Below are 16,690 nucleotides of genomic sequence, written 5' to 3'. Positions count from 1 at the left end.
GCCAGGTCCTCCTGATTACAGCTTCGCGTCGGCGGCCATCTGCACATAGGTCGGGTCGAAGCGCAGCTTGAGGTTGGTCTTGTCGCCGCTGGTCACGCCATTGGCGAACGCCATGCCGACCGCGCTGGTGTCCTTGGCGCCTTCACCGAGCAAGCCGTGCTGGAACGAGAACTCGGCGACTTTGCGCATGGTTTCCGGCAGTTGCTTGCTGGTGGAGAACGCCAGGGCTTCTTGAGGGGTGGCGAACAATTTGGTGGTGTCGAGTTGCGACTGGAAACCGGCCAGATCGGTGCCGGAAGCTTTGGCCATGTGTTCGAGCGCGGCTTTGCTGGCGGCATTTTTCGCGTTCATCAACTCAACCACTTCAAACCAGGCACCGGTCAACGCTTTGCCCAGCGCCGGGTTATCTTTGAGGGTCGATGAGTTGACCACCATCATGTCCATGATTTCGCCGGGGATCTGGCTGGAGTTGAAGACTTCGGTCACCGCAGGCTTGGCCTTGATGTCCGAAAGCATCGGGTTCCAGGTGGTGACGGCGTTGACCTGATCGGTGTTGAAGGCGGCCGAGATATCGGCATCGGAGGTGTTGACCACTTTCAGGTCTTTCTCGGTGAGATCGACTGAATCCAGCGCCCGGGCCAGCAGGTAATGGGAAACAGAGAGCTCCACCAGATTGACGTCCATGCCTTTGAGGTCGGTGACTTTCTTGCCGTCGCCCTTGAGCACGATGCCGTCGTTGCCATTGGAGAAGTCGCTGACGATCAGCGCAGTGCTGTCGACGCCACCGGCCGCCGGAATGGTCAGCGCGTCCATGTTGGTCATGGTGCAGCCATCGAACTGGCCGGCGGTGTATTGATTGATGGATTCGACGTAGTCATTGAGCTGCACCACATCGATCTTGATGCCGTACTTCTTCGCCCATTTATCGACGATGCCTTGGCTGCCCGCATATTCCCAGGGCATCCAACCGGCGTAGATGGTCCAGCAGACGCTGAAGTGGTCTTTCTGGGCGGCCTGGGACGAGACGCTCACGAAGGCTGCGAAAGCAGCGGCGAGCAGGGCGGGTAAACGAAGTCGGGACATGGTGGTTCTCCAGTTGATCAAGGGCGGGCAGGAGTCAACGCGGCACCGTGAACGGTGGCTTGTCTCCCGGGCTTTTATCCCGCCGTGTAACCTCAACTGGAGGTCGCCAACTCTCGGACCAGCCACTCGCCTTAGCGAGCCGGAACCCTAGTCAGCCATTGCAAATTGTGGTGCCGCGAACCTGTGATGACTCCTGCACGTCTTTGCTAAAGCGAGAGCCGTGCCAAGTCGGCTTGAGCGCTCTAGCGTGGGCGATTACGAAGTTTGCGCGTTGGAAAGAGGTGGCGGCGTTGCCTTGTGATGGTGCGTGGGTGCACCGCAATGGATCGGGCCGGCCGCTGATCTGAAGGTCAAGGCGGCTCGGCACTCGGCGCAGCATTGCCAGTCAAAACAGGTGTCAGCCGGCCTGTTCCGGTTGTGGGTCTTGCAGGAGGCCGCCATGTTTCGTCGACTGTTGCTTGGTGTTGTTCTCGGTCTGGGATTGTCCGGCTGCTACTACTATGCCGGTGGCTACGATGTGTACTCCGCGCCTTATTACTACCCCGGCTATTCACCCTATTCCTACTATTACGGACCGCGCTATTACTACGGCCCACGCTTTTATGGTGGCTATCGCTACTACTATTGGGGCGGGCACGGGCCACGTCATTACGGTGGTGGATATCGCGGTGGCCACCATTAATCAGCGGGTGAATGGATGAAAAACCTTTCATCGGCGACTTGTTTCAATCTGTTTCGGGAACGCACCAGATTTGGAAAACGATGTCTGATCTTTCGACAGTCAGCGAATAATTGACTGTCGCCTGCCAGCGTCGCTGGTGTGGCTCACTCGCGGTCCAGGAGGCCGCCATGTATCTGCGAATTCTTCTGATTGCTGTATTGGGATTGTCTCTTGGTGCATGTGTGCCTTATTCCGATGGAGGAGCCAGCTATTACCGTTCCGAGGTCTATACCTCGCCAGCCTATTATGACGGTGGGCCTTACTATTCAGGTGGCGGCGGTTATTACACGCAACCACGCCGGTACTACGCCCCGCCAGCGCGGTATTACCAGCCAACGCCGCGGTATTACCATCAGCCGCGGGTTTATCAATCGGCACCACGTTATTACCAGTCGTCGCCACGAGCCGATTACCGGGCTCATCAGAATCGCGGCTGGGATGGCCATAACCGTGGCAATTGGGACGGCCGTAACCGCGGTGGAAACAACGACTATCGCGGCGGCCATGGCGGACGCGACAACCGTAGCGGAAGGGGCGACCACAACGGTCGCGGCGATCACGATGGCCGAGGCGGCCACCGGTAGCCCTCACAAAAACCTCTATAAAAAAGCGGCGCATAAAGCGCCGCTTTTTTTTTGGCTGCGTCAGGCATGGCTACTTGGGTCGTGACTGGTGTTGGAGGTGAAGCCCTCAACGGAACCGTACGGCCGGTGGCGGGAAAGACAGAGGGACGCGCCGCTACTCGGTTCGAAAAATCACTCGTCTTACCCATCTCCTCGGTGTTCTCGGAACCCTCCTACAGTTTTATTTCTGCGCATTTGTTAGCGTTTGTGCATTCACATTGATGTTGGAAAAACTTCAATTTAACGGGGGTATCCAAGGAAGAAAGTCGGTCAAATCATGAACTTACTCATTATTCATCAAAATTTCCCCGGTCAATTTCGGCATGTTGCATTGGCGGCGCTGAGTCGACCAGGCATCGCAGTGACTGCGATAGGGCGAGAGACTGCTCCAGGTGTTCCTGGAATAAAGCTCTTTCGATATCGGCCTATAAGAAAAAAATCAGATGATGTTCATCCGTATTTGCATAAATATGAAGAGGCGATATTGGATGGTCAACAAGTCCTTAGAGTGTTGACGAAGCTCAAGCAAGAAGGTTATTGCCCTGATGTGATACTCGCTCATCCCGGATGGGGTGAAACACTGTTCGTACAGGATGTATATCCTGACACTCCGCTCATTCATTTCTGTGAATATTATTATCATTCAAAGGGTGCTGATATGGGGTTCGATCCGGAATTCCCGTGTGCCGTAGATGCATCATCAAGGCTTCGTCTCCTGAATTCCATGCATCTTTTGAACCTTGAGCAATGTGATGTTGGAATTTCACCAACACATTGGCAGCGCAGTCTGTTTCCACCCATTTATCACTCTAAAATTTATGTGATTCATGAAGGTGTCCCTTTGCAATCTCCCGCGCCTGTACCGGTTGCCTCTGTAAAGTTACCCAGTGGGCACGTGATAAAAGCCGGCCAATCAATTGTGACGTACGTTGCCAGGAACCTCGAACCTTATCGTGGGTTTCATAGTTTCATGAGGTCTATTCCATACATTCAAACTCACTGTCCAGACGCCCAAATCGTAATAGTAGGAGGAGATGGCGTAAGTTATGGGTGTATGCCTAAAGGGTATGAGAACTGGCGAGGCAAAATGGTGGCTGAATTAGAAATTGATCTTTCCAGAGTGCATTTTGCCGGCAAACTGCCTTATGCAACTTATAGAGCTATTTTGCAGATTTCAGAAGTTCATGTTTATTTAACGTATCCCTTCGTTCTGTCTTGGTCGTTGCTAGAGGCTATGGCGTCTGGATGTGTCGTTATAGGTTCCGATACCGCTCCAGTCAAAGAGGTGATTGTTGACGGCGTAAATGGATTGTTGGTGGATTTTTTTGATAGCGAAGCGATGGCTGAAAAAATTTGTAATGTTCTAAAATCTTCTGGTGATTTTGGTTTGATTAAAGAATCAGCGATATCGACAGCAAGCAGGTTCGATGTAAAGCATGGTGTAAAAGGCTATTTTGAGATTTTTGATCGCGTGATGTCTGGTTGTTGTTTTAGATAAGCTGTTTGATCATTTTAAAATGGAGTTTGAAATGCATAAATTGTTTCGCAAGGGCGTAAGTCGGTGGTGTAAGTCGATGCTGAAGTACGGTTTGGTTTTGGCTCTGTGTTATTGGGTTGTGGATTTTTATATTGAATGGGAGCGCATGGCAGAAGCAAGAGAACTTCAGCGTGAGGTATCAAAAAAATGTAGTCAAAAACTTGCTGGAATGGAACAGGTTCCCATCTTGGGCGGTAGTTTTCTTGATAGAACTCGGATACCAGGGTTCCATTTTGGTTCTTCAACGAGGGACGGGCTGTGTATTGCAGATGTTCTTGAGGGTTCTTTTTGGTGGACGGGCACTGAACTGCGCACAGAGTATCAGGAGAGCGGGAAAGAGCCACGATCCAGTTGGGGGCATTTCAATGTGGCGGCTAGGCTATACACCAGAAAGCCATCCACCGAACCATACAATATGGGGTTTAAGGTTGTTGATTGGCCTGAAGAGTTGATTGTGAAACTCAAAAATTATCCAGGCTTGGAGCTTTGGCTTAATGAACGACCTCCTAGTATTAAGAATGAGTTCTCAGTTACAGACTTTGTAATACGTGACTGGCGCCGACGTGACGGAACACCGCGCACAATATCGTGTGACGGTTTGGGCTCCCCGAGGAAGAAAACTTTAGAAAGTGGGGTAAGTAAGGCGGATCTATTGAGGTTTAATAAATCGCAACTGCAAAATCTAGATTTTGGTGATTTGAATGCCTATTGTACGGTCGGATTGCATGATTTCGATTTTGCAGGTGGGGATGCTCGTATAGGAACCGGTACTGGTTCGTTACGTGGGGCTCCCATAGCGCTTCGATTGCTTAGTGAATATCTTTCGCGTTCCATAATTACAGGGAAGTAACTATGAGCTATGTTTTTAGTGTCTCAGAGCAAAAAATAATTTTCGATGCTGTCAGTATATGCAATGGGATGGAGTTCGATTCGGAAAAAGAACGGTACAAAGCAGTAGCGATGGAAGGTAAGAATTGCGCACCTTTTTATCAGGCGTTATCAGATATTATTGGTGATAAGCTTTCCGGTCGAGTTGTTTTTGATGAAACCATTAAGCGGACTTTAAAAAGTGCCAAGCTCTGGCTTGATGTGGCGATTGATGCCAATGGAGGAAACGGTGCTTACTCTGCTTTAATTCGTGCCTATACGTTACGGCAAGGACAACTGAGGCTGAATGAAGCATTTAGCGCTGATTTGATGCAACAAGCGTCTAATGGGGTGGCAGTCAATTTTGTAAATGCTTTGATTCACGGGTCGGTTAAAGATAATTTGGCACCGTGGACCGTACCTTTAATTAGCCAAATCGCTTCCATCGATGCAAGAGCCGTCGGTGAAATATTGTTCGAAGACAAGAGTGGTGCAGCAGACACTGCCTCAAGTCGTAATTCAGGATGGTCGGGCACAATCGCCTTTAGCCTGTTGGGTGGGGAGTTCCCCTATGAAACGTGGAGATTGATGTCGGCTGGAGATCCCGGGTCGGAAATAAAAGGCAGTCATGAACAAGCAAAGGTTAATAGCGTCGATGATTTTAAGAACATCCTGTTTGCCATAGACTCATACAGTGTGGCGCTTGAAGCGGTGATCAAAAATTTTGGCAGGAATATTTTTGAGAGCTTGTTTTCAGTTGTGCCAGAGCAGATAAATGTGGCGCTTAGTAGTGGAAGTGTTAATCCGTTAATCCAGTATGTGGTTAAAGGTACGCCTATTTCGCCAGTGGTTGATCTGATATTAAGATACGGCGTGAATGCCTTCTTCAACATGTTTAGACGAACCTACGAAGGTGACGCTACTTTTACGGCGACCACGGATGAAACGTTTGCTGCTAACGCCTATACATTTTTCTCATCACTCTCACCGAGTCAATCCCAAAGCATTGTTGCGAAGACAATTGGGGAATACGGCAGCGCTTCTGAGTGGGGCGTACTGGCCGCCCAGGAAACTCCCATTGGGCTGGCGTTACGTAACTCTCTAAAACACCTGAGCGAAATAGTTATAGAAAGAGATGACGGTTTTTCAGGGCGCGGACTGGAACTCTATGACTCGAAAACCGGCGAAGGTGTCATCACTGAGCAATGGCTTGTTGATCGCGCGGATATGTTAGGCCGCCTGATAGCCAGGTCCCACGGATCATTCGGAGAAAACACCGCTCAGAAGTTTTCCTACTCAGATCTTGCATCAGGCAAGCAAGCGTCAATGACTACTGGGGTTTCAAATCCGCTGGTCATGTTTGGTGATGCTGGAGGCCGCTCGTTTAGCGGTGGAACAAATATCGACCATCTCTATGGTGGTGCGGGCAATGACACGATCAACGGCCTGGACGGAAATGATCATATTGAAGGTGGTCATGGTAACGACTCGTTAACGGGCGGGGATGGGAATGATGCGCTGCACGGGTTGTCAGGTGATGATGTATTAGTGGGTGGTAAAGGTAGCGATATTCTGTTTGGCGGCGCAGGCAACGATCGATATGAATTCTCGAGTGGTGATGGAGTTGATCAGATTTTCGATTTGAACGCCGATGGTCAGATACTTATAAATGGCCTTCCGATACCTCTCCCAAAACGTAGTAGTCCTCTGAGTAATACCTGGATTGCTGAAGATGGCGCTATTACTTTAACCCTCTTCGAAGAACTCGCTGAAAAAACACTTACTATCAAATACGGTCAGAATGACCTGGTTCTTATTAAACACTACACGCCAGGAATGTTGGGTATTCAGCTCCCTGAATACAAAGGTCAACCCTTGTCAGACCCCGATCTAATCGTCGTGGGCGATTGGAAAGCAAAAGATACCGACCCGAATGTTCCCGGTGATCAGTTCTCTTACGATGAATTGGGAAACGTTTTGGTGCGAGAGGTTAAGCAGAGAAATAAGGCCGACTCACTTTACGGATCGCCGAACGACGACGTAATTATTGGGCTTGGTGGTTCTGATCGGTTATTCGGTAAAGCTGGAAATGACCGGTTGTTTGGAGATAAGCAATCAACAATCGAACAAGCGTTGGCTGATGGAGCCCTTCGCGGGAATGCAAGTCGTGGTGATTGGCTTGATGGGGGGCAGGGCGATGATCTACTTGTGGGCACCGGGTCCCGAGACGTGCTACTCGGAGGCAACGGTCGAGATACGCTCATTGGGGGAGCCGGCGACGACAATTTATCCGGTGATGATGTGACCGGTGTGTTGGAGAAAAACTGGAATTTTAAAAGGATTGACGTTCCTCTTGGCGACGGTGTCGTCAGCATGCGTAACGTGTATGCCAAAGCGTCGCTCAGCAACCCTTTGGAGGGTGGTAATGACATTCTTTACGGTCAAGGTGGTCGCGACTTTATCTCTGGAGGCTGGGGGGACGATTTGCTCGATGGCGGAACTGAAAACGATGTCCTGAGCGGCGATGGGGGAAATGACACGCTTAGTGGCAGGGACGGCAACGACACATTGGCGGGAGACAACCTTGATTGGGCTGGTGGTCTCCAAGGCAGACACCACGGCAATGATTTGTTGGTTGGGGGGGATGGCAATGATGAACTTGCTGGTAACGGTGGTAGCGATGTGTTGTACGGCGGTCTCGGTAACGACTATTTAAAGGGTGATGATCCCGTCCTGCAGGGTATTGAGGGTAATGCCGCCGATTATTTCGGCAGTGACTTTCTGGATGGTGGTGCGGGTGACGACACCCTTCAAGGTGGCGGTGCTGATGATTCACTTTATGGTGGTGCAGGTAACGATAATTTATCTGGCGATTACACCGATCACCCAGTTCGTTACCACGGTGATGATTTTCTTGATGGCGGGGTTGGTGATGACACGCTTTTCGGCATGGGTGGATCCGATACGCTGATAGGGGGACAAGGGAATGACGCCCTGGATGGAGATGAGCACAACTTGGAGGAGGGGGGAACTAATGATGACTGCATTCAAGGAAATGCCGGAAACGACACGCTCTGGGGAGGCTTGGGCGCCGATACACTTTATGGAGGTGCTGATGACGACTTCTTGCTGGGTGACTACGAGCTAAGACCCGAAACGGAACATGGTGCAGATTATCTTGATGGTGGTCCAGGTAACGACACTCTGTTAGGTGGTGGTGGAAATGACACGTTATATGGTGGTGCAGGTGTGGACTATCTTCGCGGTGGCTCCGGCAATAACGTTATTGGAGGAGGCGGCGGCAACGACTATCTGGATGGGCAAGACGGCGATGATACTTATCATTTCGGCGCTGGTGATGGTCTCGACGTTATCGCAGATACAGGTGGAAATAACTTCATAAAATTTGGGTCTGGATTTACTGCGGATACTTTAAAGGTTGACATCATTGTTGTTGATGTTGGGCCGGTATTACGACTTTCGAATGGTTCGGGTGACGCCATTCTGATCCGTGATTTTGAAAAATGGCAAAGTTCATCATTTGGTTTCAGTAACGGGGTTGTTTTAAGTTTTCAGGATGTTATGAAAATAGTCCAAGGGCCGGTAGATGTTTTGTCTTTGGCAGAAACATCTCTGGTAGGTGGCACAGACGGAAGCAGCGTCGGGGCTACAGATAGCCCTAATGTTACGGAGCAGTCCGGAGGTAGTGACAATTCTAATGAGGTTGCGGGCACCAATAATGCTGCGGCCGATACTCCTCGCCTTGAAGGTGATAAGGACAAACTGTGGGGCGAAGAGTTTCTGGTGAACATGAAAAAACGCCGCTCGGCATTTATATTGGCATCGGGGTTCGTGCTAAATGCTCAGGGCGCCTGGAGCAAAAGCCATATTATTGATAGTGAGCACAGCTACCACGAACAAACTAATTTAATTGTTGAAAGCTTCCAGGCAGGATCATTTTCGGAAACCCCGGATCGAATGAGTCTTGTTTCTGGTAGAGCAGTACTCAGTGAGAGATCCTCAGATACAACATCCCGCGCTGAGTCAAGACCTTCAGCGGTAGATGGTCTGAAATATATGCCAAAACAAGAGCCGCAATACTATCCGTCTGGCTCAAGCTATAGTGGATTTGCTTTAAGTGCTGGTGAAGTTGTCATCGAAAATAAAAGCGTCACAGGTGTCGTTCAAGGTTGGTATGTTTATCCTGCTGGAAGTTTTGAAAGTGGTGCGGTTAGTTATAAACAGTTCAGTTGGGATGTCACGACTGAAACCATTAGGCACCAAGTTGTTCAGGGCGATGATGCCGGCGGTAGAGTAAATCTCGAAGGTGGCAATATTTTTCATGGAGGGGCGGGCGACGATTTAGTCGTCACCGTTAAAGATCCCGGCGTTTATTATGGTGAACATGAAGGTAAGACACCCGGTGCGTTTCTTTCAGGCGGGGCAGGAAACGATACGCTGCTTGGATCAGACGGTGCGGATTATTTAATCAGTGGTTCAGGGCATGATTGGCTTTACGGTGAGAACGGTCCTGACACTTATATAATAGGCGCGCATGCTGGAGCGACTACCCTTATTGCGGATATATTAAGCCCTGTTTTTCTCCGTCCTGAAGTTGGGGTTGCTGGGTGGGAATCTGAGTCCGGACTAGACGATACTGATACCGTTAGACTTCCGGATGGGATAACGCTTGATCAGTTGCAATTAAGTTGGGGGGCTGTATTGGTCGAAGCGGTCAATATAGAGTTATCACCAAATCCAAAGCGCGGCACCTTTCGCAGTCCGCCCCGAGGGCTGATGCTGTACTCAACGCTTGATATTTCCTGGGGTAAGGAACAACAAGTTCATATCACATTGCCGAATGCAAGTGATCTGGGTGGTTCTGGTATTGAAATTATAAAATTTGCAGATGGTGCGACCATTCGCTTGGAACAGCTTATCGCTAACAGCAAATTAGGTCCTGCTCCTGATATTTACCACAGTGGCGTTTTGGTAGCCGGTGCTCCTTTGGTCAGATCTTCTCGTGATAATAAAGCGCTTCCTCTCGTTGGTGGTCGAGGTGATGACACTTTGAGTGGGACAGGTGAGATTAGAGGCATGCAGGGAGATGACTCGATCTCGGGCGGTCCAGAAGACGATGTTCTTTGGGGAGGACCGGGTGACGACACTCTAGCAGGTGGCGCGGGCAATGACGTTTACAAATATGACGGGCTGGGAAGAGATTTGATTGTTAATGCATTTGGCGGCATTGATGGAATTGATTTTACGGGTTTCGATGCATCCATCCAACAGCTGAAATTTCACCGCGATAATGATGATCTCGTAGTAGTGGTGAATTATGGCGCGTCTCCGAAGATACGAGTGGTTAATCATTTTTCAGGAGGTGATGCTGCGATAGGTTTTATAAGGGTACAAGGAGTGGACAAAATTCCTCAAGACTACACTGCGGAGCAAGTTGTTGAACTTCTACACGCTTTGCCCCCGCTAAGGGATGTGGAAGATATCTTGTTGCGTAATGACGATGAAGCGTTGCAGGCAGTGAAGGAAATAATGCAATTGTATGAACTTAAAGGTTAATTATTATTTCGATGCCAAACAGGTGATGACTGCCAACAATTCCTCCGCTTGCGGTAAGAGGCTCGTTCCGGGAATAGGGTAGGAACGAAATACAGTTAACAACGTGTACGAGCATGGCTTGCCCGCGATAAGCCCTTGAGATGGCCATCGCGGGCAATGCCAGGATTTCAATATTCCTACAGATCGGCCAGAGGATGCCGGCCTTCCCAGGCCTTGTGGAAATGCGCGTCTACCACTGCATCTGGCAGATTATTGATGTCTGGCCAGTGCCAATGCGGTTTTTGATCCTTGTCGATCAACCGAGCGCGCACGCCTTCGCTGAACTCAGGATGACGGCAGCAGTTGAGGCTCATGGTGTATTCCATCTGAAAGACTTGAGCCAACGACATGTGCCGGGCGCGGGCGATCTGTTCCCACACCAGATGAGCGGTCAGGGGCGAGCCTTCGCTCATGGTTTTCGCGGCACGGCTGAGGAGCAGATCCGTGTTGTCGCGCAGCTGGCTGATCGCCTTCCAGGCGCAGCGCACGTCACTGACATCCAGCAGCTCATCGATCTGCTGACGTCGTGGCAGCCACTGGGCTTCGGGCATTTGCGCGAGCGCTTCCTGCTGCAACGCCTTGAGCAGGCTGTTCAGCTGCATTGGCGTCTGTTCCTGCCAGTTCAATTGCAGCAGGCCTTCGATCAGCTTTTCTTGCTGTTCATCGAGCAGGAAACGATCGGCAAGGTCCAAATCGATCGCATCGCGACCGTTCATATGGGCGCCGGTCAGACCGAGGAATAATCCGAGCTTGCCGGGCAGGCGCGACAGAAACCAACTGGCCCCGACGTCCGGGTACAGACCGATACTGATTTCCGGCATTGCCAGGCGGCTGCTCGGCGTGACAATGCGAATGCTCGCCCCTTGCAGCAGCCCCATGCCGCCGCCGAGCACATAACCATGCCCCCAGCAGATCAGCGGTTTAGGGTACGTGTGCAGATTGAAGTCCAGGCGATATTCCGCCGCAAAGAAGTGCGCGGCCAACGGCGGCACTTCGCCTGGATGGGTGCGACAGGCTTCCACCAGGCTGCGGACTTCACCGCCGGCGCAAAAGGCCTTGGCGCCCTTGCCGCGCAATACTACGCAGACAATTTGCGGCTCTTTGGCCCAAGCCTCCAGTTGATCGCGCAAGGCGTTGATCATCGGCAAAGACAGGGCATTGAGGGATTTTTCGGCATTCAGGCTGGCGATGCCGATGCGTGCGCCGTCGGTGCCGGTGAGTTCTTCGAAGTGCAGATTCATCGTGACCTCGATCGGGAATTTGAGCGTTCAGTATGATCGCTATGCAGGAAAGTGCCGGATCTGCGTCAGATCAATTGACAAGCGTGATGGGCTTTCCTAGGGTTCGCTCCATTGTTTTTGCCGGATGTAACCATGACTGCTGACGACCGTATCAAACTCGAACCGAGCTGGAAGGAGGCACTGCGTGCCGAATTCGACCAGCCCTACATGGCAGAGTTGCGCAACTTCCTGCAAGAAGAGCGCGCGGCAGGCAAGGAAATCTACCCGCCAGGACCGATGATTTTCAATGCGCTCAATTCGACGCCGCTGGATAAGGTCAAAGTCGTCATCCTCGGCCAGGACCCGTACCACGGTCCGGGACAGGCCCACGGCTTGTGCTTCTCGGTGCAACCGGGCGTACCGGCGCCGCCGTCATTGGTGAACATCTATAAAGAGTTGAAACGCGACCTGAACATCGATATCCCGAGTCACGGCTGCCTGCAAAGCTGGGCCGACCAGGGCGTGCTGATGATCAACACCACCATGACCGTGGAACGCGCCAACGCCAATGCACACAAGGACAAGGGCTGGCAGTTTTTCACGGATCGGATCATTGAAGTGGTCAGCCAACAGCAACCGCATCTGGTGTTCATGCTGTGGGGCGCGCATGCCCAGAGCAAGCAGAAACTGATCGACGCCACCAAGCATCTGGTGCTGACCTCAGTGCATCCATCACCGTTGTCCGCTTATCGCGGCTTCCTCGGCTGTGGGCACTTCAGTCGAACCAATAAGTATCTTGAGCAGAATGGCGAGACGCCGATCGAATGGCGGTTGCCGCCAGTGGCGTAATGATCGTTCCCACGCTCCGCGTGGGAATGCCTCAACGGACGCTCCGCGTTCGGCTTTAGATGGGACGCAGAGCGTCCCGGGCTGCATTCCCACGCGGAGCGTGGGAACGATCATGGTGGGGACTGCTCCGGAACCCGATTCCAATACTTGAACAACGGCTCCGCCAAAAACAACACAAACAACAGCCGCATCACCTGCATCGCCGTCACCAGCGGCACCGATAACTGCAACGTCTCTGCGGTCAGGCTCATCTCCGCAATCCCGCCGGGCATCATGCCTAGCGTCAGCGAGCGCAAATCCAGATGCGTGAGCGCACTCAACCCCAGTGCCGCCAACGTAGCGATCAACATGGTCAACACCGTGCCGATCAAGGTCCGCCCCATGAACGATGGGGCGCGACGGAAAAACTGCCGATTGAAGTGACACCCCAACCCGCTGCCAATCAGCCATTGGCCGATTTGGCTGCCGCCGTTGGGCAAACCGATGTGCAGGTCCCAGCCAATACTCACCGCTGCACTGACCAGTAACGGCCCGAACAGCCACGGATTGGGTTGACGCAACCGCTGCCAGCCCCAGGCGAGCAGGGCGCCCGCCGGAAACAGAAGCGCCAGCCAGCGCCAGTCAACGGAAGTGGCATGGGACAACGGCGCACCGTCACCCAACAAATACTTGAACGACGCCGGCACACACAGCACCACCACCAACACCCGCAGACTTTGCCCCGCCGCCACACGACTGAGCACCGCGCCGTTACGCGCGCCGAGGTTGACCATCTCCCCGGAACCGCCCGGCATGCTGGAAAAGAACGCCGTGGCGCGATCTTCACCGGTACGCCGCATCAACCAGACCCCGACCACGGCCGACAGGCTGGTGACCAACGCACCGAAGAAGATCAAACCGAAGTGGCTCAGGACCTGCTCCATCACCCCCGGGGTGAAGTGCAGGCCGATGCCGATACCGACAATCCACTGGCCGCACTTGCGGCCGCCAGGGATTTCCGCCAATTGCCAGGGTGTCAGGCAGCGTACCAGGATGATCGCCAGCAACGAGCCGACCATCCACGGCAGTGGCCAGCCAATCTGGCTGGCCAGGTAACCGCCCAACAGACCGACCAGCGGGGTTCCCCACCAGGCTTTGAAGGGTGTTCGATCAGACATCGGCGATAGCGCGCCGGGCTACCGAACGTTTGCGCCAGATTCGCAGGATCGGCACCAGCAGCATCACTGCGATCAACGCCCAGACACCCATGGTGATCCCGCTCGACCAGAGAATCTCCAGTGAACCGTTGGAGATCGACAAGGCTCGGCGCAGGTTCTGTTCCATCAAACCTCCGAGGATGAAGCCCAGCAGAACGGGCGATAACGGGAAGTCCAACTTGCGCAGAATGTAGCCGAAGATGCCGATACCAATCATCAGGAACAGGTCGAAGGTGGTGGCATGCACCGCGAAAACGCCGATGGCGGTAATGATCGCGATCATCGGCACCAGCGCCCAGTTCGGCACGGCGAGGATGCGGGTGAAGATGCGGATCATTGGAATGTTGAGGATCACCAGCATGATGTTGGCGACAAACAACGAAGCGATCAGGCCCCAGACGATGTCCGGTTGCTGTTGAAACAGCAGTGGGCCAGGGGTGATGTTGTACAGCGACAGGGCGCCGATCATCACCGCCGTCGTTCCCGAACCGGGAACACCCAGCGTCAGCATCGGCACCAGAGCGCCGCAGGCTTCAGCGCCGATGGCGGTTTCCGGAGCGGCGAGACCACGCTTGTCGCCTTGTCCGAATTTTCCGCTTGGACCCGCGATACGTTTCTCGGTCATGTAAGCCACGGCGCTGGCCAGTGTCGCACCGGCACCGGGCAACACGCCCATGATGAACCCGAGCACACCGCAACGCATGTTCACCCAGAACACCGAAGCGGCCTCCTTGAAGTTGAACATCATGCGACCGGTTGCCTTGAACGCTTCCTGGCCACGGTGGGTTTTTTCCAGCAGCAAGAGGATTTCACTGATCGAGAACAGTCCCAGCACCAGCACTACGAACTGAATGCCGTCCGTGAGGTGGATGTTGTCGCCGGTGAAGCGGTAGACACCGCTGTTGGCATCAATGCCGACCGTCGACAGGAACAGGCCGATCAGCGCCGCAATAAACGTCTTGAGCGGTCGATCGCCAGCCATGCCGCCGAGGCAGACAATCGCGAACACCATCAGCACAAAGTATTCCGCCGGACCGAAGGCAATCGCCCATTTCGCCAGAATCGGTGCGAACACCACCATCCCGCAGGTCGCAATGAAGGCACCGATGAACGAACTCCACGCCGATAGCGACAGCGCAACGCCCGCCATCCCTTGACGGGCCATCGGGTAGCCGTCAAGGGTGGTCATCACGGTGGAGGCTTCGCCCGGAATGTTCAGCAGAATTGAACTGATCCGGCCGCCGTACTCGCAACCCAGATAAACCGCGGCCAGCAGGATCAACGCCGATTCCGGTGGCAGGCCGAGGGCGAAAGCGATCGGGATTAGCAACGCCACACCGTTAATCGGGCCCAGGCCGGGGAGCAGGCCGACGACGGTGCCGATCAGCGTGCCGCTGAGTGCGGTCACCAGGTTGTAAGGGGTCAATGCGACGCCGAAGCCGTGACTCAAATAACCAAGCGTATCCATATCAGTTCTCCAGAACGTCGAGCAGGCCCAGAGGCAGTGGCACGTCCATGACTTTGTCGAACAGCAGGTACAGACCGATACTCATCAGGCTGATGATCACTGCGCTTGGCAACCAGCGTCCGCCGTAGAGGCGCGCCATCGGAATGCCAATCAGCATGCTGCTGAGGATGAAGCCCAGTGGTTCGAACAGCCCGGCAAAGATCAGCAACAACAGCACGCAAAGGCCAATCTTGTTCAGGGTTTCGCGATCCATGGGTGGATCTTCATCGGAGTGTTTGATCGGCGAAGGGCGATACACCATATAAACCAACCCCAGCCCCATTAGCCCCAGCATCAACAGGGGGAAGGCCCGTGGGCCGATCGGCTCGTAGGAAAAAGGCGCCTGATAGGGCCAGGCCATCAGCACCAGGCTGAGACAGGCCACCAATAGCACCGAAGCAAAAATGCGTTGTAAGAGCATGGGAAACTCCTGTGCCGCGGCCCCGCAGAACGGGGGCCACAGCCGCTAGACAGAGGCGATCACTGAATCAGGCCGAACTCTTTGGCCAGCACTTTGTAGTCCGCGACCTGCTTCTTCACGTAGGTGTCCAGCTCCGGGCCGGTCATGGCGAACGGGAAGAGCTCACGTTGATCGCGCAGCTTGGCGAAATCGTCGGACGCCAACAGTTTGTCGAAGGCGTCTTTCCACCAGGCGTAGTCTTCGTCGCTGACTTTTGGCCCGAGGTAGAAGCCGCGAACCACTGGCCAGACGATGTCGTAGCCTTGCTCTTTGGCGGTCGGAATGTCTTTCATTTCCGGCTCGTCCAGACGCTTCTCGGAGAACACTGCGAGTAGGCGCATGTCGCCGCTCTGGATGTGCGGCATGGAGTCGGAGATGTCGGTACTGCCCACCTGGATGTGGCCGCCGAGCAGGGCGGTGGCTATTTCACCGCCGCCTTCGAGGGCGACGTAACGCAGGTCGCGCGGGTTGATCCCGGCAGCCTTGGCGATCAGGGCGGTTTGCATCCAGTCCTGGCTGCCGACGGTGCCGCCGGAGCCGATCACCACTTTGCTCGGATCTTTCTTCAACGCCTGAACCAGATCGTCCAGCGTCTTGTAAGGCGAATCGCTTTTCACCGCGATGGCGCCATAGCTGGTTCCAACCGCCGCCAGCCAGCGCACGGCGTTTTCATCGAAACGACCGAACTTGCCTTGGGCCAGGTTCAGCAGCGAACCGCTGGACCACGCCACCAGCGTACCGGCATCGCCAGGGCGCTGAGCGACTACCGCGTTGTACGCCACCGCGCCTACACCGCCGGGCATGTAGGTCACGCGCATCGGTTTGGTCAGCAGCTTTTCGTTGACCAACGCGCTTTGCGCCAGTTTGCAGGTCAGGTCGAAACCGCCACCTGGCGAGGCCGGGGCAATGCATTCCGGGCGTTTTGGCTCGGCCATCAGTTGGCCGGCAAACAGCAAGCAGCTGGCGGCTAGAGCAACTTTACGCAGTGATAAGTTCATTTGAGTCTCCACG

General features: G+C 53.6%; 12 protein-coding genes and 1 riboswitch. Of the genes, 6 read left to right on the top strand and 6 right to left on the bottom strand.

All coding sequences use genetic code 11. The annotated features are described in order from the left end of the window. Nucleotides 1–15 precede the first annotated feature (15 nt). Nucleotides 16–1,083: a putative urea ABC transporter substrate-binding protein gene (locus ACYZT7_RS25040; RefSeq protein ID WP_462038621.1), complete on the bottom strand. Its 1,068-nt coding sequence runs from the start codon at nucleotides 1,081–1,083 to the stop codon at nucleotides 16–18. A 61-nt stretch (nucleotides 1,084–1,144) separates the two neighbouring features. Next, nucleotides 1,145–1,245, bottom strand: a riboswitch (guanidine-I (ykkC/yxkD leader). A gap of 277 nt (nucleotides 1,246–1,522) precedes the next feature. Here ACYZT7_RS25040 and ACYZT7_RS25035 point away from each other — a divergent pair. The 5 genes from ACYZT7_RS25035 to ACYZT7_RS25015 all read left to right on the top strand — a co-directional run bounded on the left by ACYZT7_RS25035 (nucleotide 1,523) and on the right by ACYZT7_RS25015 (nucleotide 10,408). After that, nucleotides 1,523–1,765, top strand: coding sequence for a hypothetical protein (locus ACYZT7_RS25035; protein ID WP_462038620.1), 243 nt, complete (start codon nucleotides 1,523–1,525; stop codon nucleotides 1,763–1,765). A 167-nt stretch (nucleotides 1,766–1,932) separates the two neighbouring features. Next, on the top strand, nucleotides 1,933–2,388 hold the full coding sequence (locus ACYZT7_RS25030; RefSeq protein WP_462038619.1) for a hypothetical protein: 456 nt from the start codon (nucleotides 1,933–1,935) through the stop codon (nucleotides 2,386–2,388). A gap of 316 nt (nucleotides 2,389–2,704) precedes the next feature. Then, nucleotides 2,705–3,925, top strand: a complete 1,221-nt coding sequence (locus ACYZT7_RS25025; RefSeq protein WP_462038618.1) for a glycosyltransferase family 4 protein — start codon at nucleotides 2,705–2,707, stop codon at nucleotides 3,923–3,925. 31 nt (nucleotides 3,926–3,956) lie between these two features. Next, nucleotides 3,957–4,814 (top strand): hypothetical protein, encoded by an 858-nt coding sequence (locus ACYZT7_RS25020; protein ID WP_462038617.1) that lies wholly within the window; start codon nucleotides 3,957–3,959, stop codon nucleotides 4,812–4,814. Between the two features lie 2 nt (nucleotides 4,815–4,816). Continuing rightward, nucleotides 4,817–10,408, top strand: a complete 5,592-nt coding sequence (locus ACYZT7_RS25015) for a calcium-binding protein (protein ID WP_462038616.1) — start codon at nucleotides 4,817–4,819, stop codon at nucleotides 10,406–10,408. Nucleotides 10,409–10,584: 176 nt separating this feature from the next. Here the strand turns inward: ACYZT7_RS25015 and ACYZT7_RS25010 are convergent, their stop codons facing one another. Next, complete coding sequence (locus tag ACYZT7_RS25010) at nucleotides 10,585–11,688, bottom strand: enoyl-CoA hydratase/isomerase family protein (RefSeq protein WP_462038615.1); 1,104 nt, start codon at nucleotides 11,686–11,688, stop codon at nucleotides 10,585–10,587. Nucleotides 11,689–11,820: 132 nt separating this feature from the next. On the opposite strand from ACYZT7_RS25010, the gene ung reads away from it, so the two are divergent. Further along, complete coding sequence (gene ung, locus ACYZT7_RS25005) at nucleotides 11,821–12,516, top strand: uracil-DNA glycosylase (protein WP_449642547.1); 696 nt, start codon at nucleotides 11,821–11,823, stop codon at nucleotides 12,514–12,516. 110 nt (nucleotides 12,517–12,626) lie between these two features. Here ung and ACYZT7_RS25000 read toward each other — a convergent pair whose 3' ends face one another. From ACYZT7_RS25000 to ACYZT7_RS24985, 4 genes are read right to left on the bottom strand one after another with little or no spacing between them, the layout of a single operon-like run. Next, nucleotides 12,627–13,673, bottom strand: coding sequence for an AbrB family transcriptional regulator (locus ACYZT7_RS25000; RefSeq protein WP_462038614.1), 1,047 nt, complete (start codon nucleotides 13,671–13,673; stop codon nucleotides 12,627–12,629). After that, a complete protein-coding gene (locus tag ACYZT7_RS24995) occupies nucleotides 13,666–15,180 on the bottom strand; it encodes a tripartite tricarboxylate transporter permease (protein WP_462038613.1) in 1,515 nt (504 codons plus the stop codon). Before ACYZT7_RS24995 ends, ACYZT7_RS25000 begins: the two co-directional genes overlap by 8 nt. Nucleotide 15,181: 1 nt before the next feature. Continuing rightward, nucleotides 15,182–15,640: a tripartite tricarboxylate transporter TctB family protein gene (locus ACYZT7_RS24990; RefSeq protein ID WP_462038612.1), complete on the bottom strand. Its 459-nt coding sequence runs from the start codon at nucleotides 15,638–15,640 to the stop codon at nucleotides 15,182–15,184. Between the two features lie 59 nt (nucleotides 15,641–15,699). Beyond that, nucleotides 15,700–16,677 (bottom strand): Bug family tripartite tricarboxylate transporter substrate binding protein, encoded by a 978-nt coding sequence (locus tag ACYZT7_RS24985; protein ID WP_449642543.1) that lies wholly within the window; start codon nucleotides 16,675–16,677, stop codon nucleotides 15,700–15,702. Nucleotides 16,678–16,690: the final 13 nt, after the last annotated feature.

It is taken from the genome of Pseudomonas sp. RT4P38, assembly GCF_054897765.1.
The sequence above is the reverse complement of the archived record's forward strand: the minus strand, read 5'-3'. Positions and strand labels throughout refer to the sequence as shown.

What these genes read in the sequence shown, in the direction of transcription:
- ACYZT7_RS25020 (WP_462038617.1), top strand. Translation starts at nt 3,957, where the DNA reads ATGCATAAATTGTTTCGCAAGGGCGTAAGTCGGTGGTGTAAGTCGATG.
- ACYZT7_RS25035 (WP_462038620.1), top strand. Translation starts at nt 1,523, where the DNA reads ATGTTTCGTCGACTGTTGCTTGGTGTTGTTCTCGGTCTGGGATTGTCC.
- ACYZT7_RS25030 (WP_462038619.1), top strand. Translation starts at nt 1,933, where the DNA reads ATGTATCTGCGAATTCTTCTGATTGCTGTATTGGGATTGTCTCTTGGT.
- ACYZT7_RS25015 (WP_462038616.1), top strand. Translation starts at nt 4,817, where the DNA reads ATGAGCTATGTTTTTAGTGTCTCAGAGCAAAAAATAATTTTCGATGCT.
- ACYZT7_RS25010 (WP_462038615.1), bottom strand. Translation starts at nt 11,688, where the DNA reads ATGAATCTGCACTTCGAAGAACTCACCGGCACCGACGGCGCACGCATC.
- ACYZT7_RS25000 (WP_462038614.1), bottom strand. Translation starts at nt 13,673, where the DNA reads ATGTCTGATCGAACACCCTTCAAAGCCTGGTGGGGAACCCCGCTGGTC.
- ung (WP_449642547.1), top strand. Translation starts at nt 11,821, where the DNA reads ATGACTGCTGACGACCGTATCAAACTCGAACCGAGCTGGAAGGAGGCA.
- ACYZT7_RS24990 (WP_462038612.1), bottom strand. Translation starts at nt 15,640, where the DNA reads ATGCTCTTACAACGCATTTTTGCTTCGGTGCTATTGGTGGCCTGTCTC.
- ACYZT7_RS24985 (WP_449642543.1), bottom strand. Translation starts at nt 16,677, where the DNA reads ATGAACTTATCACTGCGTAAAGTTGCTCTAGCCGCCAGCTGCTTGCTG.
- ACYZT7_RS25040 (WP_462038621.1), bottom strand. Translation starts at nt 1,083, where the DNA reads ATGTCCCGACTTCGTTTACCCGCCCTGCTCGCCGCTGCTTTCGCAGCC.
- ACYZT7_RS24995 (WP_462038613.1), bottom strand. Translation starts at nt 15,180, where the DNA reads ATGGATACGCTTGGTTATTTGAGTCACGGCTTCGGCGTCGCATTGACC.
- ACYZT7_RS25025 (WP_462038618.1), top strand. Translation starts at nt 2,705, where the DNA reads ATGAACTTACTCATTATTCATCAAAATTTCCCCGGTCAATTTCGGCAT.